This window comes from Streptomyces sp. bgisy159 (genome assembly GCF_965341775.1).
Lineage (GTDB): Bacteria > Actinomycetota > Actinomycetes > Streptomycetales > Streptomycetaceae > Streptomyces.
In genome coordinates, this window is record NZ_CBDQZH010000006.1 from 207,947 (window position 1) to 230,610 (window position 22,664).

Sequence of the window (22,664 nt, forward strand, 5' to 3'; positions counted from 1 at the left end):
CGACGGCAACCCGTCCGCCGTTCCCGCGGGACCGCCGCACACACCGAGGTCAGCCGCCATGTCGCACGCAGCACCCGGCCCCCGCCCCCGCACCGGGACCTCGCTGACCGAGCATCCGGCGGCACCCGTGCGGGTGCGGCACCCCACCGAACGCGCGACACGGCAGAAGACCGCCCTGGTGACGGGCGCGTCCTCGGGCATCGGCGCGGCCCTGGCCCGCCGGCTGGGCGAGGGCGGCTGGCGGCTCGTCATCAACGGCCGCGACGCTGCGCGCCTCGACCGGGTCGCCGCCGAGGCGTCCGCCGTCCCCTACCCGGTGGATCTCACCCGCCCCGGCGCGGACCGCGGGCTCGCCGACTTCGCACTCCACCACAGCGGGCGGATGGACCTCCTGGTGGCGGGCGCGGGCATCGGCTGGGCCGGGGAGTTCAGCTCCATGCCGGCGTCCTCCATCGACGAGGTCGTCAACGTCGACCTGCTCGCCACCATGCGGCTGGTGCGGCAGTTGCTGCCGCACATGGTCGAGGCCCGCGCCGGCCGGGTGGTGCTCATCGGTTCGGTGGCCGGTTCCGTCGGGGTGCGGGGCGAGGCCGTCTACTCCGCCGCCAAGGCCGCCCTCGCCGCGTTCGCCGACGCCCTGCGCTACGAGCTGCGGGGCACCGGCGTGGGCGTCACCCTGGTCGTCCCCGGCGTGGTCGACACCCCCTTCTTCGAGCGGCGCGGCGCGCCCTACCCGCGTCGGCGCCCCCGGCCGGTGTCCCCGGAACGGGTGGTGGACGCCGTGCTGCGCGCCGTACACCGGGGCCGGGACGAGGTGTACGTGCCCGGCTGGCTGCGGCTGCCCGCCCGGGTGCACGGCACCGTACCTGCGCTGTACCGCCGACTGGCCGCCCGGTTCGGCTGAGCCCGTGCCGCGGAGCGGCCGACGGTCCGGCGCAGGCAGCGGATCGGCGGGACGGCGGCGGACCGCGGCCCGGCGGACCGCGGTTCAAGGGCTCAGGGGTCCAGGGGCCCGGCGGACAGCGGCACTCCGGCAGACCGGTGGTACTCCGGCAGACCGGTGGTACTCCGGCGGATCGGTGGTACTCCACACCCGCCAGTACGACATCGCACCTCAGGGAGGACCACGATGCGCGCCGTGACCGTGTCGCCAGGACGGGAGGGCTCCGTCGCCCTGTCCGAGCTGCCCGAACCGTCGCCCGGTCCCGACGACCTGCTGGTCGACGGGCTCGCGGTGGGCGTCTGCGGCACCGACCGGGAGATCGTCTCCGGCGCCTACGGCTGGGCCCCGCCCGGCCGGGACCGGCTGGTGCTGGGGCACGAGTCCCTGGGCCGGGTCCGGCAGGCCCCCGCCGGCAGCGGCTTCACGCCCGGCGACCTGGTCGCGGGGGTGGTGCGGCGCCCCGACCCGGTGCCGTGCGGGGCGTGCGCGCACGGCCAGTTCGACATGTGCCGCAACGGCCGGTACACCGAGCGGGGCATCAAGCAGGCGGACGGCTACGGCGCCGAGGTGTGGACCGTACCGGTTCCCTACGCGGTCCGCGTCGACCCCCGGCTGTCCCGCGCCGGGGTCCTGATGGAGCCGACCAGCGTGGTCGCCAAGGCGTGGGAGCAGGTGGAGCGGGTCGGCGCCCGGGCCTGGTTCGAGCCCCGGCGGGTCCTGGTGACCGGGGCCGGGCCCATCGGGCTGCTGGCCGCCCTGCTGGGCAGCCGGCGCGGCCTCGACGTCCACGTCCTGGACCGGGTGACCGACGGACCCAAGCCGAAGCTGGTGGCCGACCTGGGCGCCGAGTACCACACCGGGGACGTCGACGACGTCCTGGCCGCCGTACGCCCCGACATCGTCATCGAGGCCACCGGGGTGGGCCGCCTGGTCTTCAGCGCGATCGAGGGCACCGCCCCGTACGGCATCGTCTGCCTGACGGGTGTCTCCCCGGCGGGACGCCGGCTGACCGTGGACGCCGGGTCGGTGAACCGGGAGATCGTGCTGGAGAACGACGCGGTGGTGGGCTCCGTCAACGCCAACCTGGATCACTACCGGCAGGCTGCCGAGGCGCTGGCCGGGGCGGACGCGGCCTGGCTGGAGCGGATCGTCACCCGGCGGGTCCCGCTGGAGCGACTGGCCGAGGCGTTCACCCCACGGCCCGACGACATCAAGACCGTCATCACCCTCGACGGGTCCGGCTCGGCGCCGTGACGGCGCCCGCCGGCACCCGCCGCGGCGGGACTCCACCATCCGGGTGGGTCCGCGCTCCCCGTCGTTTCGGCGCGTGTGGACGGGGACACCCAACGACAGCCCGCCATCGTCCGAGGTGATCCATGAGACTGCTGCTCGTCCACCCCAGCGCCCTGATGTACTCGGAGATCTTCCTGCGCCTCGAACCACTCGGCCTCGAACGGGTGGCCGCCGCCGCGCGCAAGGCCGGTCACGAGGTGCGGGTGGTGGACCTCCAGGTCCTCAACCACAAGCACCTGGACGCCGAACTCCGGTCGTTCCGCCCGCAGGCGCTCGGGGTCTCCCTGAACTACCTGGCCAACATCCCCGAGGCGATCCGCATCGCCCACCGCGCCAAGGCGACCGTGCCGGGGTGCTTCGTCTTCTTCGGCGGCCACAGCGTCTCGTTCGTCGCCCAGGACGTGCTGGAACAGGGTGAGGGCAGCGTCGACGCCGTGGTGCGCGGTGAGGGCGAACCCGCCGTCGCCCCGCTCCTGGAGGCGGTGCGGGACGGGGGCGTGGACGGCGTACCCGGGCTGGTCACCGCCGACGGCCGCGGGCCGGCCCCGCAGATGCTGCACAGCATCGACAGTCCGCTGCCCGCACGCGACCTGATGCGCAAGCGGCGCAAGTACTTCATCGGGGAACTCGACCCCTGCGCCTCCATCGAGTTCACCCGCGGCTGCCCCTGGGACTGCTCGTTCTGCTCCGCCTGGACGTTCTACGGCCGCAGCTACCGCAAGGCGTCACCGCAGGCCGCGGCCGCGGAACTGGCCTCGATCCGGGAGCCCAACGTCTTCATCGTCGACGACGTCGCCTTCATCCGCCCGGAGCACGGCGACGCGATCGCCGCCGAGATCGAGCGCCGCAGGATCGACAAGCAGTACTACCTGGAGACCCGCGCGGACGTCCTGCTGCGCAACACCGAGGTGTTCGAGCGCTGGTCGAGGCTGGGCCTGCGCTACATGTTCCTCGGCATGGAAGCCCTGGACGCCGAGGGCCTGGACCAGTTCCGCAAGCGCGTCAACCCCGACGACAACTTCCGCGCGCTGGAGGTGGCCCGCAAGCTCGGCATCAACGTCGCCATCAACCTGATCGTCGACCCGGCCTGGGACGTCGACCGGTTCCGGCTGGTGCGCGAGTTCGCCCTGTCCGTGCCGGAGATCGTCCACCTCACGGTGATGACCCCGTACCCGGGCACCGAGATCTGGCACACCGAGTCGCGCCGGCTGACCACCCGCGACTACCGCCTCTTCGACATCCAGCACGCCGTCGTCCCCACGACGCTGCCCCTGGACGTCTTCTACCAGGAGCTGGTGCGCACCCAGTCCGTCATCAACCGCAAGCACCTCGGTCTGAGCACCGCGCTGGGCGCCGGGCGGATCCTCGGCCGCAACCTGCTGCACGGCCAGACCAACTTCGCGCGCATGCTGTGGAAGTTCAACAGTGTCTACAACCCGCGCCGCCAGATCGCCGACCACTCCCGGCCGGTGCGCTACGAACTGCCGCTTCCCTCGCACCGCCCCGTCGACGACCGGCGGCTGCTCTACATCCACAGTCGGCCCGCCTCCCGCACCAAGTCGCCCGGCGCGCCCGACTGACCGTCCCCGACGGCCGCCCCTGTCATGACGATCGCCGTCCTCGCCGCGCTGGCCGCCGGTGCCTGCTTCGCCCTCGCCGGGGTGCTGCAGCAGCGGGCCGCCAGTGCCCGGCCCGACACGGAGACGCTGTCGTGGCGGCTGCTGCGGCAGCTGGCCCGGCAGCCCGCGTGGCTGGCCGGCATCGGCCTGGCCGTCCTGGCGTACGGGTTCCAGTCGCTGGCGCTGGCGTTCGGGCCGCTCAGTCTGGTGCAGCCGCTGATCGTGACCGAGCTGGTCTTCGCGATCCCGCTGTCCGCGCGGCTGGCGCGGACCCGGCTCGGAGCCCGCGAGTGGGGAGGCGTCCTCGCGGTCGCGGGCGGGCTGGCCCTCGCGCTGTCGACGGCGCGTCCGCACGGCGGTGCCCGCCCGGACGTGGGTCTCGGCCCGTGGCTGTGGACGCTGGGCGCGGTCGGCGGGGTGGTCCTGGCCGCGCTGTCCGTGCGCCGGTCGACGGCCGGTGCGTGGCAGGCGTCGGCGACCGCGCTGGCCGCCGGTGTCGTGATGGGCTTCCAGTCGGTGCTGCTGAGCGTCACCGTGTCCCGGTTCGACCAGGGGGTGGCCGCCGTCGCGACGGCCTGGCAGACGTACCTGCTCGTCGCAGTCAGCGTCGGCGGGCTGCTGCTCATCCAGAGCGCCTTCCAGGAGGGGCCGCTCGCCGCGTCGATGACGGTGCTCGACATGACGGAACCGGCGGTCGCGATCGCCGCCGGGACGGTCCTGTTCGGCGAGTCCCTGTACCTGGGTCCGGTGGCGACGCCCCTCACGGTCCTCGGTGTCGTCCTCGCCCTCTCCGGCATCGTCAGCCTGGACTCCTCCCCCGTGGTGGCCGCCCTGCACCGCCAGGAGCGCCGGGGCCGGAACGAGGCGGCCGACGACGAGGGCGACGACGACCCGGACGGCGAGACGGACGGTGAGACGGACCGGGACGCGGGCACCTCGACGGCCGAAGCGGCCCCCGACGGACGCGCGTGACCGGCACACCGGCCGCCCCCCGGCGGCCGCCACCGGGCCGGCCTGCCGCCCCCGCTCCCCCGCCGTCGGCGCCGCCCCGTACGCCCCTTCGCGGACGGGCCCTTCGCGGACGGGCCCTTCGCGGACGGCCGCGCCCCACGGCGAGGACGACGACCGGCGCCCCCCCGCGAAGCGGCACCGCGGCCAAGGCAGGCACGCACGCCACCCGCTGCGCGGGCCCGGCCGCACCGGACACCGCCAGGACAACCACCCGCCTCCGCACGACCGGGGGCCCGGCCGGCCCCACACCGACGGCGACGCCTCCCGCACCGGCCCGTCACGGCGCCCGGGACGGCATCAGGCCGCCGGCGGCGCGGGGGGCCAGGGCCCGAGCCGGGGTCAGGGCCAGGACCGGTGCCGGGGCCAGGGCCAGGCCCGGTGCCGGGGCCAGGGCCAGGCCCGGTGCCGGGGTCAGGGCCAGGACCGGTGCCGGGGTCAGGCTCGGCGGGGGTGCGGGCGGGTGCCGCGGGCCGCGGCCTCGTGCCAGGCGGGCAGGAGGTCCTCGGTGAGGACACGGCCCCAGCTGGGGTGCCGTTCGCGGGCGGTGGCGGCGGCCCGCAGGCCCATGGCGCGGCGGCGGTCCGGGTGCGCCAGCAGGGTGTCCAGCGCGCGGGTCCAGCCGGTGGGGTCGTCGTCGCGCACCACCAGGCCGTCGGCGCCCGGCTCGGCGAGCCACTGGGTGGTCCGGGCGCCCTCCGGCAGGACGACGGGCAGCCCGCTCGCCATCGCCTCGGCGACCACGTTGCCGACCGTCTCGGTCCGGGACGGGAAGGCGAACAGGTCGCACGCCGCGTAGACGCCGGCGAGCCGCTCCTGGGCGAGGGCGCCGAGCAGCGTGACGTCGGGGCCGAGGAGGCGGGCGATCCGCCCGGCGTCCGCACCGGCGCCGGCCACCACCAGATGCACCGGCCGCCGCTGCCGTACGCGGTGCACCGCCTCGGCGACCGTCCAGACCCGCTTGGTCTCGTCCACCCGCCCCGCGAACAGCACGAGCGGCCGGTCGCCGGGTATCCCGTGCTCCCGGGCCAGCGCGTCCCGGGCGGTGGGGTCGGGGCCGAACCGCTCGTGGTCGGTCCCGCGCCGCAGCAGGGCCACCCGCTCCCGCCCCACCACCGCCTCGATCTCCGCGCGGTCCTGTGAGGACCCGACCAGCACCCGGTCGCACATCCGCAGCAGGCGGTCCCGCCGCCACCGCACGACCGTGCCGACGAACTCGGACGCCCCGCGCGCGGCCGGGCCCGCGGGCCGTGGCACGCGCCGGGCCAGCTGCCGTACGTACACGGAGGCCAGCGCCGGCACGTCGGTGTGCACCGAGCAGACGAGCCCCGGGCGCCCGGCCCCCGACCGGGACGCGCGGCGGGCGAGGCGGCCGGCCGTGGCGGCGAAGGCGAAGGTGTGGGTGAGGTGCCAGACGTCGTGGCGCGGCAGCAGCCGGGCGAGCCGGGGGTGGTACGGCGCCATGTCGGCGACGTCGCCGCCGATCGCCCGCGTCAGCGGCGCGGTGCTCAGTACCGGCCGCAGGCCGACGAACCGGACGCGGGGCGACAGCGGCTCGACGTACTCGTGGTCGCCGAGGACGTACACGGTGAGGTCGACGGCGGTGTGGCCGCCCCGGGACGCGGCGGCCGCCGCCTCGGCGAACCGCTCCCAGCACTTGACGTGGCCGCCCGCCGAACGGCTGCGGACCAGCTCCACCAGCACCGCCACGGACAGCGGACCGGCCGGCGCCCCCGCGGCGCCCTCCCCTGCGGCTCGTGTCTCGCCCATGGTCCGCCGGGTACCCGAAGCGCGCGGCCTCGCACGGGTGCGCGGGAGCCGCGCCGGGGCACCGGAGCGACCGGGGCCGACCGCATCCGGGCACCGTGTCCGGGCCGAATACGTCTGTGCGTCACGCCCGTGGCGCAGCGGAGTGCGCCGACACAGGAGGTATCCGTGGCCGTTCGCCATCGTCTGGTCCATGTCGGCCCGAGCACCGTGTGGGACGTCCTCGCCGACGGCCGGCGGTACGCGGAGTGGGTGGTGGGGACGTCGCAGTCCCGTCCGGTGCGCGGCCGGTGGCCGGACACCGGTGCGGCGATCCGCTACGAGATCCGGCTCGGGCCGGTGCGCCTGTCCAACGAGACGGTCGTCCGCCACTGCGAGGAGGACGTGCGCCTGGAGCTGGAGGCGGACGCCGGTCCCCTCGGCACGGCGCGCATAGCGATCGAGCTGCGGCCGTGGGGCGAGCACTGTCTGGTGATCGTCGACGAGCACCCGCTGCGGGGGGCGGGCGGTCTGTTGCACAACGTCGGCTTCGAGGCGCTGATCCTGGTGCGCCACACGGCCATGCTGGCCCGTCTGGCGCGGCTGTGCGAGCGGGAGGCGGGCGAGGGCCGCCGCGCGGCGCGGCGGCCGCCGGTCGCGTCGGCGGCGCGGGACACGGACGGGGTCGGCCATGCCTGACGCCGTGGTGGTCGGCGCCGGCCCCAACGGCCTGGTCGCCGCCAATCTGCTGGCCGACGCCGGGTGGAGCGTGGAGGTGCTGGAGGAGCAGCCCGATCCGGGCGGCGCGGTGCGCCACGACCGTGGGGTGGACCCGGCCTTCGTCAACGACCTGTTCAGTTCGTTCTATCCGCTGGCCGCCGCCTCTCCGGTGCTGGCCGGGCTGCGCCCGGAGGACCACGGGCTGCGGTGGAGCCACGCGCCGAGCGTCCTGGCGCATCCCCTCACCGGCGGCGGCTGCGCCGTCCTGGACCGCGACGTCGGGACCACCGCCGCCTCCCTGGAGGCGTTCGCGGCGGGGGACGGGGCAGCCTGGCGGCGGCTGCACGAGGTGTGGGAGTCCCTGCGTCCCGATCTGCTGGACGCCCTGTTCACCCCGTTCCCGCCCGTGCGGGCGGGGGCCCGGCTGGCGCTGCGGCTGCGGGCGGCGGGCGGCCTGCGCCTGGCGCGGTCCCTGGTGCTGCCGGTGCGCCGGCTCGGCGAGGAGGAGTTCCACGGGGAGGGCGGACGGCTGCTGCTGGCGGGCAACGCCCTGCACGCCGACCTCGCCCCGGAGGCCGCCGGCAGCGGCGGCTTCGGCTGGCTGATGGCGATGCTGGGGCAGACGTACGGCTTCCCGGTCCCGGTCGGCGGCGCCGGGGCGCTGACCCACGCCCTCGTCCGGCGCCTGCGGACCCGGGGCGGGCAGGTGCGCTGCGGGCAGCGCGTCGAGCACATCGTCGTCCGGGGCGGGCGGGCCGTCGGCGTGCGCACGGCGGCCGGCGCCGCGGTGCCGGCGCGCCGGGCGGTGCTGGCGGACGTGTCGGTGCCGGCCCTCTACGGCGAACTGCTCGACCCGGGTGTGCTGCCGGCGCAGCTCCTGGACGACCTGCGCCGCTTCCAGTGGGACTTCGCCACGTTCAAGGTGGACTGGGCGCTGGACGGCCCGGTGCCGTGGCGGGCGGAGCAGGCGTCGCGGGCCGGCACCGTGCACCTCGCCGACGGTATGGACGAACTGACCCGCTTCGCCGCGCAGATCGCCATGCGCGAGGTCCCGGACCGGCCCTTCCTGCTGTTCGGCCAGATGACCACGGCCGACGCCGGCCGGTCCCCGCTCGGCACCGAGTCGGCCTGGGCCTACACCCACCTCCCGCGCAGCGTCCGCGCCGACGCCGGGGAGGAGGGCGTCACCGGCCGGTGGGACGCCGCGGACCGCGAGCGCATGGCCGACCGTGTGGAACGCCAGGTGGAGCGGTTCGCCCCCGGGTTCCGCTCCCTGGTCCGCGCCCGCCGCGTCCTCTCGCCGCCGGCCCTCCAGGCGCTGGACCGCAATCTGTCCGACGGCGCCATCAACGGGGGCACGACCGCGATGCACCAGCAGCTCGTGTTCCGCCCCCTGCCCGGCACCGGGCGCCCGGAGACCCCGGTGCCCGGCCTGTTCCTGGCCTCCGCGGGGGCCCACCCGGGCGGCGGGGTGCACGGCGCGCCGGGCGCCAACGCGGCGCGGGCCGCCCTGCGCCGCCACCGGCCGCCCGGCCTCGCCCAGGCGCAGCGGCTGCTGGCCCACCGTGACCGCACCGGAACCCGACGCCGGTCCGCCCCGCCGGGCGGCCCGGCCGGCAAGGAGGACCCATGAACGGCTACGAGGACATCCCCGGCGCCTGCGAAGACCCCGACGCCCCCGGCACGCTCGAAGACCCCGACGGCCGCCACGCGCCGGTCGGCGCCGACGGCCTCGGCCCCGACCGCGCCCACCGGCGGCCCGCCGGCGTGGACGACACGACCGTCGAGGCCCTCGGAGCACTGTCCAAGGCGCTGGAGACGACCGAGCGGGCCAGGGGCCGGCTGTACGACTTCCACCAGCTGACCGGGACGGCCGACCTGCAGCTGGACCGCGCGGTCCGGCTGCTGCACGAGGCCGGCCACCCCGAGTGGGCGGAGAAGGTCCGCTCGGAGATCCTCGGCCGCAACGTGATCCCGGGGCACTGGACGTTCCAGGTCGTCGAGGCCTACGACACCACCTACTACGAGCCGTTCCGGCAGCTGGAGGCGAGCGTGGTGCGGGAGCTGGCCGCGGGCCGCGACCACCTGTACGAGGCGGAGCTGAAGGAGGCCCGCCGAACCCCCGGGCATCCGCACCACACGGCGCGGCCGTCCGCCGACGAGACCTGACCCACCCGACCCACCGGGAAGGAGGGCGTCCGATGGACTCCCTGCGCAGCAGTCCGCTGGCCGGCCGGACCGTCGTCGTCACCGGGGCCGCCCGAGGCCTGGGCGCGGCGCTGGCCCACGAGACGGCCCGGCGCGGAGCCCGGGTGGCGCTGCTCGGCCACGAGAAGGCGGCCCTGGAGGCGGTGGCCGCGTCCCTGCCGGGCCCGGCGCTGGCCGTGGAGGCGGACGTCACCGACACCGCCGCGCTGGACGCGGCGGCCGGCACGGTGCGGGCCGCGCTCGGCCGGTGCTCGGCCGTGGTGGCGAACGCGGGCGTCGCCCAGGGCGGCCCGTTCCTCGCCACGGATCCGGCCGCCTGGTCCCGCGTCATCGACGTCAACCTCGTCGGCAGCGCGAACACGGCCCGTGCGTTCCTGCCGGATCTGCTCGGCACGGCGGGCTACTTCCTCCAGATCGCCTCGCTCGCGTCGATCGGCGCCGCTCCCCTGATGAGCGCCTACTGCGCCTCGAAGGCCGGCGTGGAGTCCTTCACGCACGCGCTGCGGGCGGAGGTGGCCCACCGGGGTGTGGGGGTGGGCATCGCCTACCTCAACTGGACGGACACCGACATGATCCGCGATGCCGACCGGTACGCCGTGCTGCGCGAGCTGCGCGCCCACATGCCGCCGCCCGCCCGCCGGGTGTACCCGGTGCAGACCGTCGCCGCCCGTGTCGTCCGGGCCCTGGAACGCCGTCGTACGGCGGTGTACGCGCCGGCGTGGCTCCGGCTGACCCAGCCGGTGCGCGCGGCCCTGCCACCCGTGGTGCTGCGTGTGGCGCGCCGGGAACTGCCCCGTCTGGAGGCCGAGACCCCCTTCGAGTTCACCGGCCCGCTCGGTGCCGGCGGCCTCGCCGACCGCGCGGCGTCCGTGCCACCGGGCGCCTGACCGCCCGCACACGGCGCGACGCCGGGGGACGCGGTGCCGCCGGCCGCCCGGACCGGCGGGGCGCGGGGCGCATCCGAAGCACGCCGCGGTGCCGAAGCAGAGGTACGGAGCCCTTTCGCAGTCGACCGGAACGAGGTGCCGCGATGAGCAAGAAGGCGCGCAGGACGACAGGGAAGACGGGGAAGACGGGGAAGGCCGACGGCGGTGACGCGTTCGCGGCGGGTGAGGAGGTGACCTGGAAGAGCCACGGCGGCACCGCCGAGGGCACGGTCGAGCGGAAGATCACCCGGCGTACCGAGGCCGCCGGCCGGACCGTGGCCGCCTCGCCCGAGGAACCGCAGTACGAGGTGCGCAGCGAGAAGTCCGGCAGGACGGCGGTTCACAAGCCGTCCGCGCTGCACGAGAAGTGAGCCGCGCCGATGCAGACGTTCCTGCCCGACGCGGACTTCCGGCGCACGGCGCTGCTGCTGGACCGGCGGCGGCTGGGCAAGCAGCGGGTCGAGGCGCTGCAGGTGCTGCGGGGCCTGACCGTGCCCGGCTACGGGTGGCGGCACCATCCGGCGGTCCGGATGTGGACCGGGTACGAGGAGGCCCTGGTCCGCTACGGCCTGGAGATCTGCCGCGTCTGGCGGGAGCGGGGCCACCAGGACAGTTGCGCCGCGTCGCTGGTCGCCGGGCTGGCCGGGCTCCGGCCGGGTGCCCCGGTCCGTGACCAGGACGAGCTGGCGCGCGCCGGTGAGCTGCCGCCGTGGCTGGGTGACGAGCCGTTCCACGAGAGCCACCGTTCGGCGCTCCTGCGCAAGGACCGCGAGGCCTACGCCGGTGTCTTCGCGGGGGTTCCCGACGACCTGCCGTACGTCTGGCCGGCCTCGGACCGCACGGGCGGGCCGGTGACCTCCGGCCGGTGACCGGGACCGCCGCGAGGGCGGACACTGGGAGGCAGAGGGGAGGCCGACCGTGCTGACCGAAGTCCGCGAACAGCTGGGCCGGGCCCTGTTCCGCCGGGTCGCCGGCCCGGACGGACCGGCCAAGCGCGCCCGCATCCACGACACCCCGGGCCCGCGCTGGTTCGGTCCGGAGCGCCCGATCCGCACGGTGCACGGCGACGCGTCGATGTTCATCGGCGGGCTGACCGCGCTGCTGCTGCAGTCGCTGCACCCGCTCGCCATGGCCGCGGTGGCCGGGCACTCGGGGTACCGCGGCGACCCGTGGGGCCGGCTGCAGCGCACCAGCACGTTCCTGGCCGTGACGACGTACGGCACCGCCGGGGACGCCCAGCAGGCGGTCGACGCCGTGCGCGCCATCCACGAGCGCATCCGCGGCACGACGGCCGACGGGGTGCCCTACCACGCCGCCGATCCGCATCTCCTCGGCTGGGTGCACGCCGCCGAGACGGACAGCTTCCTGCGGGCCCACGAGCGCTTCGGCGCCCACCCGCTGGACGCCGCCGGCTACGACGCCTACGTCGCCGACACCGCGCGCGTCGCCGAGGCGCTCGGTGTGTGCGATCCCCCGCGCGACCGGCGCGAGCTGTCCGAGTGCCTGGCGGCCTACCGGCCGGAGCTGCGGGTCGGCCCCGACGCCCGCGCCACCGCGCGCTTCCTGCTGCTGCGGCCTCCTCTGCCGCTCCCGGTACGGCCGCTGTACGGCGGGCTGGCAGCCAACGCCGTCGCCCTGCTGCCGCCCTGGGCGCGTGCCATGCTGTGGCTGCCCCGGATCCCGGTGGTCGAGGACCTCACCGTACGCCCCACCGGCCAGGCCCTGACCCGGACCATCCGCTGGGTGATGGCCCCGCCGGGGTGAGTCCCGGGCCGCCGTCGGCCACCGGCCGGCGCGGGGCCGGCCGGCGTGGCCCGAGCAGCGTCCCGTTCGGCGAGGGCCCGTGCCGTGGGTCAGCCGGTCAGGAGCCGGCCGGTACCGACTCCTGCGGGGCGTCGGCCGGCTCGGGCTGCTGCGGGGCGGCGCCGCCCACCTTGCGCAGCAGGGTCACCGCGAGGACCGCCGTGACCGCGACGAGCGAGGCGCACACGACACCGACCACGTTGAGTCCTGAGGTGTACGCCTCACGCGCCGCGGCGAGCACCTGCTCGCGCAGGCCGGCGGGCAGGTGCTGGGCGGCGACGACCGCACCCTCCATGCCGCCTCGGACGGCCTCGGCCTCCTCGGCCGGCACCCCACGCGGGACGGTGATGTCGTCGCGGTACAGGGCGGTGCCCAGGCTGCCGAGGGCGGCGACGCCGAGCGACACCCCGAACTCCCCGCTGGTCTCGGACAGGGAGGCGGCCGAGCCGCCCTTCTCGGGGGGGCGCGGAGCTCACCACGAGGTTGGTGCCCAGGGCGCCGATGGGTCCCGTGCCGAAGAAGGCGATGACGAAACCGATGATCAGCAGCGGCAGGCCGCCCACCGGGTCGACGAACGCGACCAGGAGGTAGCCGACGGTGGTCAGGACGAGACCGCCGCCGATCACCACGCCCATCGGCAGGCGCCTGGTCAGGCCGGGGGCGATCATCGCCGCCACGATCGAGGCCAGCGCGGAGGGCACCATCCACAGGCCGGCGGCGGTGGGTGAGAGCCCCTCGACCATCTGCAGGAACCCGGTGATGAAGAGGTAGCTGCCGCCCATGGTGGCCATCGCCAGCATCAGCACGAGCAGCGAGGAGGTGAAGGCGCCGGAGCGGAAGAGGCGCAGGTCCAGCAGCGGGTGCGCGAGCAGGACGGCCGCCCGGCCTTCGTCTCGACGGTCACCACCGGGCCGGCCGTCCCCGGCCGCTGATCCCGCGCCCGGACGAGCCGGGCGGGAGTCGCACGTTCCACCCGGTCGTGCCGGTCACCGCCCTGCGTGTTTCGTAGCGGTGCGGTGCCCGGTGCGCGAGCATGAGGACGTCGCGACGTACGAACCCCAAGGGCAGCACCGGCAGAGGAACAGCGAGACAGGAAAGAAGGACGGGCATGTCCGGTAGCGAGAGCGAGAACCCAGCGGTCCCCTCCCCGACCCCCACACCGACCCGGCCGAGGACCAACCGGGACTGGTGGCCGAATCAGCTGGACCTCCAGGTTCTCCACCAGCACTCGCCCCGCGCGAACCCGATGGACGCGGATTTCGACTACACGAAGGAGTTCGCGACCCTCGACGTCGACGCACTGAAGCGGGACGTGATGGAGGTGATGACGACGTCCCAGGACTGGTGGCCCGCCGACTACGGCCACTACGGGCCGCTCTTCATCCGCATGAGCTGGCACGCGGCCGGCACCTACCGCATCGCCGACGGCCGGGGCGGCGGCGGTTCGGGCGCCCAGCGCTTCGCCCCCCTCAACAGCTGGCCGGACAACGCGAGCCTGGACAAGGCGCGCCGGCTGCTGTGGCCGGTGAAGCAGAAGTACGGACGGAAGATCTCCTGGGCCGACCTCCTGGTGTTCACCGGGAACTGCGCGCTGGAGTCGATGGGCTTCGAGACGTTCGGGTTCGGCTTCGGGCGGGAGGACATCTGGGAACCCGAGGAGATCTTCTGGGGGCCCGAGGACACCTGGCTCGGTGACGAGCGCTACAGCGGGGACCGGGAGCTCGCCAACCCGTTCGGCGCCGTGCAGATGGGCCTGATCTACGTCAATCCGGAGGGCCCGAACGGCAACCCGGACCCGCTGGCCGCCGCCCGGGACGTCCGCGAGACCTTCGGCCGGATGGCGATGAACGACGAGGAGACCGTCGCCCTCATCGTCGGCGGGCACACCTTCGGCAAGTGCCACGGCGCGGTCGACCCCTCGTACCTGGGGCCGGAGCCCGAGGGCGCCCCCCTGGAGCAGCAGGGACTCGGCTGGCGGAACACCCACGGCAAGGGCACCGGCGCCGACACCCTCACCAGCGGGCTGGAGGGCGCCTGGACCACGGAGCCGACCCGGTGGGACAACGGCTACCTGGACAATCTCCTCACCTACGAGTGGGAGCTGACGACGAGCCCCGCCGGCGCGAAGCAGTGGACGCCCACTGACCCGGCGGCCCGGGACAGCGTGCCCGACGCGCACGATCCCTCGAAGCGGCACGCCCCGATGATGCTGACGACGGATCTCGCGCTGAAGCTGGACCCCGTCTACGGGCCGATCGCGCGGCGTTTCCACGAGAACCCGGACCAGCTGGCCCTGGCGTTCGCCAAGGCCTGGTACAAGCTGCTGCACCGCGACATGGGGCCGGTCTCCCGGTATCTGGGCCCGTGGATCCCCGAGCCGCAGCTGTGGCAGGACCCGGTCCCCGCCGTGGACCACCCCCTGGTCACGGACGAGGACGTCGCCGCCCTCAAGCGCACGGTTCTCGCTTCGGGCCTCACCGTCCCCCAGCTGGTCACGACCGCCTGGGCGTCGGCGGCGAGCTTCCGGGGCACCGACAAGCGCGGCGGGGCGAACGGGGCGCGCCTCCGGCTGGCGCCGCAGAAGGACTGGGAGGTGAACGACGTCCCCGAGGTGGCCGAGACGCTGCGGACGCTGGAGGGGATCCGGCAGGACTTCGACCGCTCCAGGTCCGACGGCACGAGGATCTCGCTGGCCGACCTGATCGTCCTCGGCGGCTGCGCGGCCGTCGAGCAGGCCGCGAGGAACGCCGGGCACGACGTCACCGTCCCGTTCGCGCCGGGGCGCACGGACGCCTCGCAGGAGCAGACGGACGTGGAGTCGTTCGCGGTGCTCGAACCCAGGGCGGACGGGTTCCGCAACTACGTCCGGGCGGGCGAGAAGCTGTCGCCCGAGACGCTGCTGCTGGACCGCGCCAACATGCTGACCCTGACCGCCCCCGAGATGGCGGTTCTGATCGGCGGTATGCGGGCACTGAACGCCGGCTTCCGGGGCTCGGCGCACGGTGTCCTCACCGATCGGCCGGAGGCCCTGACCAACGACTTCTTCGTCAACCTGCTCGACATGGGCACGCAGTGGAAGGCGTCGGCCTCGGACGAGAACGTGTTCGAGGGCCGGGACCGGGTCACCGGCGAGATCAAGTGGACCGCCACCGCCGTCGACCTCGTGCTCGGGGCGCACTCCCAGCTGCGGGCCCTGTCGGAGGTGTACGGGGCGCACGACGCGGGAGAGAAGTTCGTCCGGGACTTCGTGGCGGCGTGGGACAAGGTGATGTGCCTGGACCGGTTCGACCTGTCCTGAGCCCGGCCGAGCCGCTGTGCCGGAGGCGACGGGAGGGGCGGGAGGGGACGGGGAGCATGCCCGGCACCGAGGTCCCGGACGTACGGTCCTGGGGCCTCGTCCTACGGCGGCGTCCCCGTCGTTCTCGTCGTTCTCGTCGTTCTTGTCGTCCCCGCGGCACACGGCGTGATCTGAAGGGTGGGCCGGGAGATGGACGAGCAGGTGGAGGTCTCGACGGCCGAGGAGGCCGCGAACGAGCCGCTGGTGCTGGCCTTCGGGCGGCTGCGGGGGGTCGCGCACCGGCTGGAGTACCTCCTGGACCGGGAGCTGCGGCGGGAGTGCGGCATCAGCCACCTGATGTTCGAGGTGCTGCTGGCGCTGGGCCGGGCGGGCCGGCCCGGGCTGTCCATGCGCACCGTGGCCCAGGAGCAGGTGCTGACCACCGGGGGCGCCACGCGCCTGGTGAACCGGATGGAGGAGGCCGGGCTGCTGAAACGGACCGAGGATCCCGGCGACCGGCGCGGCCGGCTCGTCCGGCTCACACCCAAGGGTGAGCAGACGGCGGTCGCGGCCTGCCGGGTACACGTGGAGAACGTCAGACGCCACCTCCTGGAGCCGCTGCCGTTCGAGAACCGGGACAGCTTCACCGAGGACCTGCGCGTCCTGAACCACGCGACCCGCGACGCCCTGCCCCGGCTTCCCTGACGGCGCACCCGCCTCGGGGGATGCTCGGAGCGTCGTGGAGGATCACTTAGTGAACAAGACCAGCAGACGCACCGTCCTCGCCTCCGTCGCCACCGTCGCCGCGGCTCTGCCCACCCTCAACTCCGTGGCCGGCGGCGGCGCCACGCCGGCCGCGGCGGCCGACCGGTACGCGTCCAACTCGGAGTTGTACACGCTCACCGCCGACCGGGAGGGCATCGACTGGGTACGCCGGTTCCGCACGGGCACGCCGGCCCCGCTCACCGACAACGCCCGCGCTACGAGCAGCCCCGTCACCAGCACGGCGGTGATCGCCCCGCACGGCGGCGGGATCGAGGCGGGTACGAGCGAACTGTGCCTGGCGGTCGCCGGGTACACGCCCTTCGCGACCGACTCCGACCCCGCCGACGCGGCGCTGCCGGGAGAGCCGCAGCGGGACTACTGGATGTTCGAGGCGCTGGCGAACTCCGCCGTGCAGCACGTCACGTCGACCCACTGCGACGACCCGGCCGCGCTCGCCGTCTGCGCCGGCAACCTGTACGCCGTCTCGCTGCACGGCTTCAGCGACCCGGACGTGAAGAAGATCGTCATCGGCGGCCGGGACGCCCGGCTCCGGCGCAATCTGCTGGCGGCCTTCGCGCGGCACGGGCTGACCTCGCCCGCGACCGACGCCGACCACGAGGTGACGGTGGTCCTCGCGGGCGCCACCGACCCCATCAACGGCGACGACCCGGCCAACATCGTCAACCGGACCCGTACCGGCGCGGGCGCCCAGCTGGAGCTGTCCACGGCCTTGCGCAAGGCCATGTTCGGCGACTTCTCCGGGGCCGCCGCGCGCCGGGCGACGGCCGGCGTGCCGAGCGCCGACAGCCCCTACGCCGACCACTTCTGGAACGGCTTCGTCGGCGCCGTCCGCGAGGCGATCCGGAACCACGAGCGCGGCCTGGACTCCGTCTGAGGCTCCGCGCGCGGCGTGCCCGCCGCCCGCCCCCGCTCAGGCGGGCGGTGGGGGCGGTGCGGTCCGCAGCAGGAGCAGGGCGATGTCGTCGGTGTGCCGGCCGGTGGGCCAGACGCGGTGCAGCAGCGTGTCGATGAGCGCGTCGAGGTCCTGGTCGGCGTGGTCGGTCAGGGGCACGGCCAGGTCGGTGGTGGTGTGCTCGATGTCGCGGCCGGGAACCTCGACGAGGCCGTCGGTGTACAGGGCGAGGGTGGTGCCGCCGGTCAGCGGGACGGTGGTGACGCTGTGCGGGACGCCGAGGTCGGTGCCGAGCATGGGAGCGGGGTCGAGGGGCACGGGGGCGGCCGGAGAACCGGGGCGGTGCAGCAGGGGGCTGGGGTGGCCGGCGCTGGCCACCGCGGCCTGCCCGCGCGCGAGGTCGATGTGGGCGTAGAGGCAGGACACGAGCAGGTCGCTCTTCAGGTCGGCCAGGACCCGGTCGGTACGGGCGAGGACCTGGTCGGGCGGGGCCCCGGCGGTGGCGTGGATGGCGGTGCGCACCTGGCCCATGAGGGCGGCGGCGGCGACGTTGTGGCCCTGCACGTCACCGATGACGGCGGCCGCGGTGGTCGCGTCGAGGCGAATGAGGTCGTAGAAGTCGCCGCCGACGTCGATGCCGCGGGTGGCGGGCAGGTAGCGGGCGGCGACCTGGAGCCCGGGCACGGTCGGCAGGCTGCGCGGGAGCAGGGCCTCCTGCAGGGTGTGGGCGAGGTCGTGCTTGGCGTCGTAGAGGCGGGCGCGGTCCAGCGCCTGGGCGATCAGGCCGGCCAGCGAGGTGAGAACGGCGCGTTCCTCGGCGCTGAAGACCCGGGGGCGGTCGTAGGAGAGGACGCAGCAGCCGACGGGGCGGCCGGAGATCAGCAGGGGGAGGAAGGCCCAGGCCTTCTTTCCGCTGATCCGCGGTGCCTGGGGGTGGCGGCGGGCCATCTCCTCGGGGCTGGTGAAGAAGGCGGGCAGACCGTCGGCCAGCACCTGGCCGGCGGGGGTGAGGTCGGTGTCCAGGGGCAGACCGTCGAGGCGGTCGATGCTGTCCTGGTCGTAGCCGCGGTATCCGGTGATCGTCAGGCGGCCGGCCTCGGCGGCGGACAGGACGAGGCCGTCGGCGCCGAAGGCGGGCAGCACCTGGTCTCCGATGAGTTCCACCACGTCGCGCACCGCGACGGTCTCGGTCAGGGCCGCGGCCAGGTGCATCAGCTGGTAGAGGCGGCCGGCCTGGGCCCGGTCCGCGGGCAGCCCGGCGGGGCCGCGCGGGCTGGAGGCGGGCGGCGGCTCGCCCGTCTCGGGCGCCGGGGCCCGGGTGACGCGGGCGCTGATGCCGCTGGCGTCCGGGTAGAGCTCGAAGCGCAGCCAGACGTCGGGGGGGCGCAGCGCGGTGTAGGCGACCGGGTCCCGGCTGATGACGGCCGTGCGGTAGTGGTCCTCGGCGACGGGCTGGTCCAGCCAGGGCAGGGCCTGCCAGGGGCGGGTGCCCCGCAGCTGGTCCTTGTCGCGGCCGAGCAGGGCCGCGGCCGTGTCGGTCAGGAAGGTGATCCGGCCCTCCAGATCGAGGGCGACGGCGCCTTCAGGCAGGCGCTCGGCATAGTCCGCCGCGGCCTGCGCGGGCTCGCTGTAGGGGCGGGGCAGGCCGACGGGGAGCAGGCGGGGCCGGTCGGGCAGGGTGGGCGGAACGGGGGCCTCGTCGAGGACGCGGCCGATACGCCGGGCGGCCGAGGCGATGTAGCCCTGCTCGCGCCGGGAGGCGGACGGCGGGTGGCTGGCGGGCCACATCAGGAGCAGGGCACCCCGGCAGTGGGTGCGGCCGGGCACCGGAACGGCGGCGAGCGAGAAGCGGTACGGCAGGCTCGCGGCGGCCCGCGGATAGGTGCGGGCCATGTCCTCCTGGGAGGCCACCCACACCAGGCGGTCCCGCTGGACGGCCTCGCCCACCGGCACGGGGGCGCTCACGGGCACCCGGTGCCACGGCAGGGCCATCTCCGCCGGAATGCCGCACACCACGAGCAGGCCGAGCACCTGCTGCGACGCGTCGAGCAGGTACACCGCGCCGGCCGAGGCACCGGCCTGCAGCACGGTGTCCACCAGCGTCCCGTCCAGCAGGCCGGCCTGCGCGGACTCGTCAGCGGCGCCGGACACCGCGGCCTCCGGCGTCGTGGCCGGACGGTCGGCGGCAGGCGACCGCGCCGCGCCGGGGCCTCGCCCGCGGCGACGCACAGCCGGTCCAGCCGTGTCCGGGCACGCCTCCAACGTACGCCGACCCCTCCCTGCCGCGCACCGCCGGAGCCGCCCGGGGGGGCCGGCGGTGGGGGCCGGGCGGCGGCGGACGCCTGGGACACACCGCTGGATGGCCTAGCGGAGCCGCCACCTCCGCCCCGGTGGACATAACGTCCCATATATGAGTAAACGTCACATTGCCTACCTGGCATGCACAGCAGCACTCGTCGGTACGGCCCTCGGGGCCGCCCCACCCGCCGCGCACCCCACGGTCCACGTGGTGCGGCCCGGCCAGTCCATCCAGAAAGCGGTGGACGCCGCCGCCCCCGGGGACGTCGTCCAGCTGACGGCCGGCGTCTACCACGAGAGCGTGAAGGTGAGCACCCCCGGACTGACCCTGCGCGGCCTGGGCGGCCAGACCGTGATCCGGCCGGGCACCAAGAAGGCCGCAGCCGGCAGCTGCGCCGAGGGCGGCAACGGCATCTGCGTGATCGGCACCAAGGACCACGACGTCGAGGACGTCACCGTCGCCTCCCTGACCGTGACCGGCTTCACCCGCTCGGGCGTGTTCGCCATGGCCACCGACCGGCTGACCGTGCGCGGAGTCACCGCCGTCGGCAACGGCGTGTGGGGCATCGCCCAGGAGCGCTCGGTGCGCGGGGTGTTCCGCCACAACACCCTGCGCGACAACGGCGACGCGGGCCTGTTCCTCGCCAACACCGTCAAGACCGAGGAGGGCGCGGCGGACACCCGGGGCACGTCGGTGGCCCACAACCGGATGGAGGGCAACCGGATCGGCGTCACCGTCCGGCGGCTGCGCAACCTCACCGTCGCGGACAACCGCATCACGGGCAACTGCGCGGGCGTGTTCGTCGTCGGCGACGAGAACGAGCCGCGGGCCGGCGCCCTGACCGTGCGCGGCAACCACGTCGTGGCCAACAACAAGTCGTGCCCGAAGACCGACCGGCTGGAGGCACTGCAGGGCTCGGGCATCGTCGTGACCGGCGCCGAGGACACCCTGGTGACCCGGAACGTGGTCCGGGACAACGCCGGCTCCTCGTCCATGTCGGGCGGCATCGTCCTGTTCAAGAGCTTCGTCGGCACCACCAACGAGCACAACCGGATCAGCGACAACGTCCTGCGGGGCAACTCCCCCGCGGACCTCGTCGACACGGACACCGCGAGGGACAACACCTTCGAGGGCAACCGGTGCGCGGCGTCGAAGCCGGCGGGCCTGTGCTGACCGCGGCGCCGGGGGCACCGGAGGAGGAGGGGAAGCGGCCGGTGACGACCGCCCAGGCCGCCCCGCCGCCGCCCATGAGGCTGCGGGAGCTGGTGTTCGGGGCGGCGTGCGCCGCCGCGCTGCGTGCCTGCGCCCGGCTGGGCGTCGCCGACGCCCTCGGGGACGAGCCGATGACGGTGGACGACCTGGCCGCCGGCGTGAAGACCGAGCCGGGCCCGCTGTCGAGGCTGCTGCGGGCGCTGTCCTGCTACGGCGTCTTCGCCGAGCGGCCGGACGGGCGCATCGCCCACACCGAGATGTCCCGCCTGCTGCGCGAGGACGATCCGCACAGCCTGCGCGCCATCGCCCTGTGGTGCACGGAGCCGTGGACCTGGGACGCCTGGCCCCAGCTGGACGAGGCGGTCCGCACCGGCCGCAACGTCGTGGAGGGGCTGTACGGGAAGGAGTTCTTCACGTACCTCAACGAGGACGCCCCCGAGTCGGCCGAGGTCTTCAACCGGGCCATGACCACCTCCAGCGAGCAGTCGGCCCGCGATGTCGCGGCCCTCCTCGACCTGTCGGGCTGCTCCTCGGTCGCGGACGTCGGCGGCGGGCAGGGGCACGTGGTGGCGAGCCTGCTGGACAAGTACCCGCGGATGAGCGGCGCGCTGCTCGACCTGCCGCGCGTGGTGGAGAAGGCGGTGCCCCGCCTGCGCGAGGGCGGCGACCTGGCCGACCGGGTCCGCGTCGTCCCCGGTGACGTGCGCGAGGCCGTCCCCGTCCGGGCTGACGTCTACGTCATCAAGAACATCCTGGAGTGGGACGACGACAGCACGGCCCGGACCCTGGCCAACGTCATCGGCGCGGGCGGGCCCGGTGCGCGGGTCGTGGTCATCGAGAACCTGGTCGACGACACGCCCTCGATGCGGTTCAGCACGGCGATGGACCTGTTGCTGCTGCTCAACGTCGGCGGGGCGAAGCACACGACGGCGAGCATGCTGAGCCGGCTGACCGGTGCCGGGCTCGTCGTCGACGAGGTGCGGCCGGTCAACCCGTACCTGCACGCCTTCGACTGCCACGTGCCGGGCTGATCCGGCCCCGCGCAGACCCCGGCCGCCGGGCCCGCAGCGTCGCGGGCCCGGCGGCCGGTGGGTTGCGGGGGCTCAGCCCGCGGTGTCGCGCTCCCAGAGGTAGAAGCGCTGGGCCATGGCGTCCTTGGGGGAACGCCAGGTCTCGGGGTCGTACGCGCTCACGTACGCCGACAGCCGCTCGCTGACGAGCTGGAACTCGGGGTGGCCGGCGACCTGGGCGATGGCGGGCCCCGGGTCCTTCTCGGACTCGATGAGGTGCATGTACACATCACCGAACTGGAAGAGGCTGCGCCGGTTCACCCCGACGAGGCGGGGCAGTTCGCCCCGGTCCGACTCGGCGAACACCTTGGCGATGTCGGAGGCCGACCCGGGGGCCATCCGGGCGACGATGAGGGCCTGGTGCATGGTGCGCTGTCCTCCGTACGGCTCAGTCGTTCGGCACGTGCCCGAGTTCGGCCGCCGCCTTCTCGATGCGGTCGCGGATCAGGGCCATCTGCACCTTGGAGTTGCGGTTGATGTTGTCCGTCATCCAGGCGTCGTCGACCGGCGCCTCCGGCTTCATCTCGAAGTCCTGGACCCACACCATGCGGGTGCCCGCGCCGGTCTCCTCGTACCGCCACCGGATGTTCATGTAGGCGAAGGGGCCGGTCTCCACCCGGTGGGCCTTGACGGTGAGATTGGCGCGGTCCGTCTCCCGCTGCGAGACCCAGCTCCACACGGTGCCGTTCTCGTCGGGGTGCATGGTCAGCCGGAACGTGGTCCGCTCGCCCTCCTGGGAGAGGATCTCCACGGAGGCGTACTCGCTGAACAGCCGGGGCCAGTTCGCCAGGTCGTTGGTCATGTCCCAGACCAGGTCGACGGGCGCGGCGATGACGATCTCGTTCTCGGTGTGTGCGGCCAT

21 protein-coding genes and 1 pseudogene are annotated in these 22,664 nt (G+C 74.9%); 16 read left to right on the top strand and 6 right to left on the bottom strand.

Annotated features, from left to right (window positions below; all coding sequences use genetic code 11):
• The first annotated feature begins 58 nt into the window (after window positions 1-58).
• From ACSLTV_RS09190 to ACSLTV_RS09205, 4 genes are all read left to right on the top strand, one after another.
• A complete protein-coding gene (locus ACSLTV_RS09190; RefSeq protein WP_432139470.1) occupies window positions 59-904 on the top strand; it encodes an SDR family NAD(P)-dependent oxidoreductase in 846 nt (281 codons plus the stop codon).
• 225 nt (window positions 905-1,129) lie between these two features.
• Entirely contained in the window at window positions 1,130-2,197 is a 1,068-nt protein-coding gene (locus ACSLTV_RS09195; RefSeq protein WP_435611948.1) for a glucose 1-dehydrogenase, read from the top strand.
• A gap of 122 nt (window positions 2,198-2,319) precedes the next feature.
• Complete coding sequence (gene hpnR, locus ACSLTV_RS09200) at window positions 2,320-3,816, top strand: hopanoid C-3 methylase HpnR (RefSeq protein ID WP_435611949.1); 1,497 nt, start codon at window positions 2,320-2,322, stop codon at window positions 3,814-3,816.
• 24 nt (window positions 3,817-3,840) lie between these two features.
• A complete protein-coding gene (locus ACSLTV_RS09205) occupies window positions 3,841-4,827 on the top strand; it encodes a DMT family transporter (protein ID WP_435611950.1) in 987 nt (328 codons plus the stop codon).
• A 474-nt stretch (window positions 4,828-5,301) separates the two neighbouring features.
• Here the strand turns inward: ACSLTV_RS09205 and ACSLTV_RS09210 are convergent, their stop codons facing one another.
• Window positions 5,302-6,633: a glycosyltransferase gene (locus ACSLTV_RS09210; RefSeq protein WP_435611951.1), complete on the bottom strand. Its 1,332-nt coding sequence runs from the start codon at window positions 6,631-6,633 to the stop codon at window positions 5,302-5,304.
• A gap of 165 nt (window positions 6,634-6,798) precedes the next feature.
• Between ACSLTV_RS09210 and ACSLTV_RS09215 the strand changes: the two genes are divergently transcribed.
• The 7 genes from ACSLTV_RS09215 to ACSLTV_RS09245 all read left to right on the top strand — a co-directional run bounded on the left by ACSLTV_RS09215 (window position 6,799) and on the right by ACSLTV_RS09245 (window position 12,227).
• On the top strand, window positions 6,799-7,308 hold the full coding sequence (locus tag ACSLTV_RS09215; protein ID WP_432139475.1) for an SRPBCC family protein: 510 nt from the start codon (window positions 6,799-6,801) through the stop codon (window positions 7,306-7,308).
• Window positions 7,301-8,962 (top strand): phytoene desaturase family protein, encoded by a 1,662-nt coding sequence (locus ACSLTV_RS09220; RefSeq protein WP_432156701.1) that lies wholly within the window; start codon window positions 7,301-7,303, stop codon window positions 8,960-8,962. Before ACSLTV_RS09215 ends, ACSLTV_RS09220 begins: the two co-directional genes overlap by 8 nt.
• Entirely contained in the window at window positions 8,959-9,498 is a 540-nt protein-coding gene (locus ACSLTV_RS09225; RefSeq protein WP_432139477.1) for a hypothetical protein, read from the top strand. The genes ACSLTV_RS09220 and ACSLTV_RS09225 overlap by 4 nt, the downstream gene beginning before the upstream one ends.
• A 41-nt stretch (window positions 9,499-9,539) precedes the next feature.
• A complete protein-coding gene (locus tag ACSLTV_RS09230; protein ID WP_432139506.1) occupies window positions 9,540-10,424 on the top strand; it encodes an SDR family oxidoreductase in 885 nt (294 codons plus the stop codon).
• A gap of 143 nt (window positions 10,425-10,567) precedes the next feature.
• On the top strand, window positions 10,568-10,834 hold the full coding sequence (locus ACSLTV_RS09235) for a DUF2945 domain-containing protein (protein ID WP_432156702.1): 267 nt from the start codon (window positions 10,568-10,570) through the stop codon (window positions 10,832-10,834).
• Between the two features lie 9 nt (window positions 10,835-10,843).
• Window positions 10,844-11,332, top strand: a complete 489-nt coding sequence (locus tag ACSLTV_RS09240) for an MSMEG_6728 family protein (protein ID WP_432139479.1) — start codon at window positions 10,844-10,846, stop codon at window positions 11,330-11,332.
• A gap of 49 nt (window positions 11,333-11,381) precedes the next feature.
• Window positions 11,382-12,227, top strand: coding sequence for an oxygenase MpaB family protein (locus tag ACSLTV_RS09245; RefSeq protein ID WP_432139480.1), 846 nt, complete (start codon window positions 11,382-11,384; stop codon window positions 12,225-12,227).
• A 97-nt stretch (window positions 12,228-12,324) separates the two neighbouring features.
• On the opposite strand, the gene ACSLTV_RS09250 is transcribed toward ACSLTV_RS09245, so the two are convergent.
• Window positions 12,325-12,672, bottom strand: a complete 348-nt coding sequence (locus ACSLTV_RS09250; protein WP_432156759.1) for a hypothetical protein — start codon at window positions 12,670-12,672, stop codon at window positions 12,325-12,327.
• Between the two features lie 106 nt (window positions 12,673-12,778).
• Window positions 12,779-13,138, bottom strand: a pseudogene (locus ACSLTV_RS09255) (MFS transporter); the annotation flags it as partial.
• Between the two features lie 236 nt (window positions 13,139-13,374).
• On the opposite strand from ACSLTV_RS09255, the gene katG reads away from it, so the two are divergent.
• The 3 genes from katG (at window position 13,375) to ACSLTV_RS09270 (ending at window position 17,203) form a co-directional block, all read left to right on the top strand.
• The gene (katG, locus tag ACSLTV_RS09260; protein WP_432139482.1) at window positions 13,375-15,564 is read left to right on the top strand and encodes a catalase/peroxidase HPI; all 2,190 of its coding nucleotides are present in this window, start codon (window positions 13,375-13,377) and stop codon (window positions 15,562-15,564) included.
• Between the two features lie 189 nt (window positions 15,565-15,753).
• The gene (locus ACSLTV_RS09265) at window positions 15,754-16,248 is read left to right on the top strand and encodes a MarR family winged helix-turn-helix transcriptional regulator (protein WP_432139483.1); all 495 of its coding nucleotides are present in this window, start codon (window positions 15,754-15,756) and stop codon (window positions 16,246-16,248) included.
• A 49-nt stretch (window positions 16,249-16,297) separates the two neighbouring features.
• A complete protein-coding gene (locus tag ACSLTV_RS09270; protein ID WP_432139484.1) occupies window positions 16,298-17,203 on the top strand; it encodes a poly-gamma-glutamate hydrolase family protein in 906 nt (301 codons plus the stop codon).
• 36 nt (window positions 17,204-17,239) lie between these two features.
• Here ACSLTV_RS09270 and ACSLTV_RS09275 read toward each other — a convergent pair whose 3' ends face one another.
• Entirely contained in the window at window positions 17,240-19,372 is a 2,133-nt protein-coding gene (locus ACSLTV_RS09275) for a SpoIIE family protein phosphatase (RefSeq protein ID WP_432139485.1), read from the bottom strand.
• Between the two features lie 259 nt (window positions 19,373-19,631).
• Between ACSLTV_RS09275 and ACSLTV_RS09280 the strand changes: the two genes are divergently transcribed.
• Together ACSLTV_RS09280 and ACSLTV_RS09285 are read left to right on the top strand one after the other, a co-directional pair.
• Window positions 19,632-20,693 (top strand): right-handed parallel beta-helix repeat-containing protein, encoded by a 1,062-nt coding sequence (locus tag ACSLTV_RS09280; protein WP_432139486.1) that lies wholly within the window; start codon window positions 19,632-19,634, stop codon window positions 20,691-20,693.
• Window positions 20,694-20,734: 41 nt separating this feature from the next.
• Entirely contained in the window at window positions 20,735-21,763 is a 1,029-nt protein-coding gene (locus ACSLTV_RS09285; RefSeq protein WP_432139487.1) for a methyltransferase, read from the top strand.
• Window positions 21,764-21,835: 72 nt separating this feature from the next.
• Here ACSLTV_RS09285 and ACSLTV_RS09290 read toward each other — a convergent pair whose 3' ends face one another.
• Window positions 21,836-22,168: a TcmI family type II polyketide cyclase gene (locus ACSLTV_RS09290; protein WP_432139488.1), complete on the bottom strand. Its 333-nt coding sequence runs from the start codon at window positions 22,166-22,168 to the stop codon at window positions 21,836-21,838.
• A gap of 22 nt (window positions 22,169-22,190) precedes the next feature.
• Window positions 22,191-22,664, bottom strand: coding sequence for an SRPBCC family protein (locus tag ACSLTV_RS09295; protein WP_432139489.1), 474 nt, complete (start codon window positions 22,662-22,664; stop codon window positions 22,191-22,193).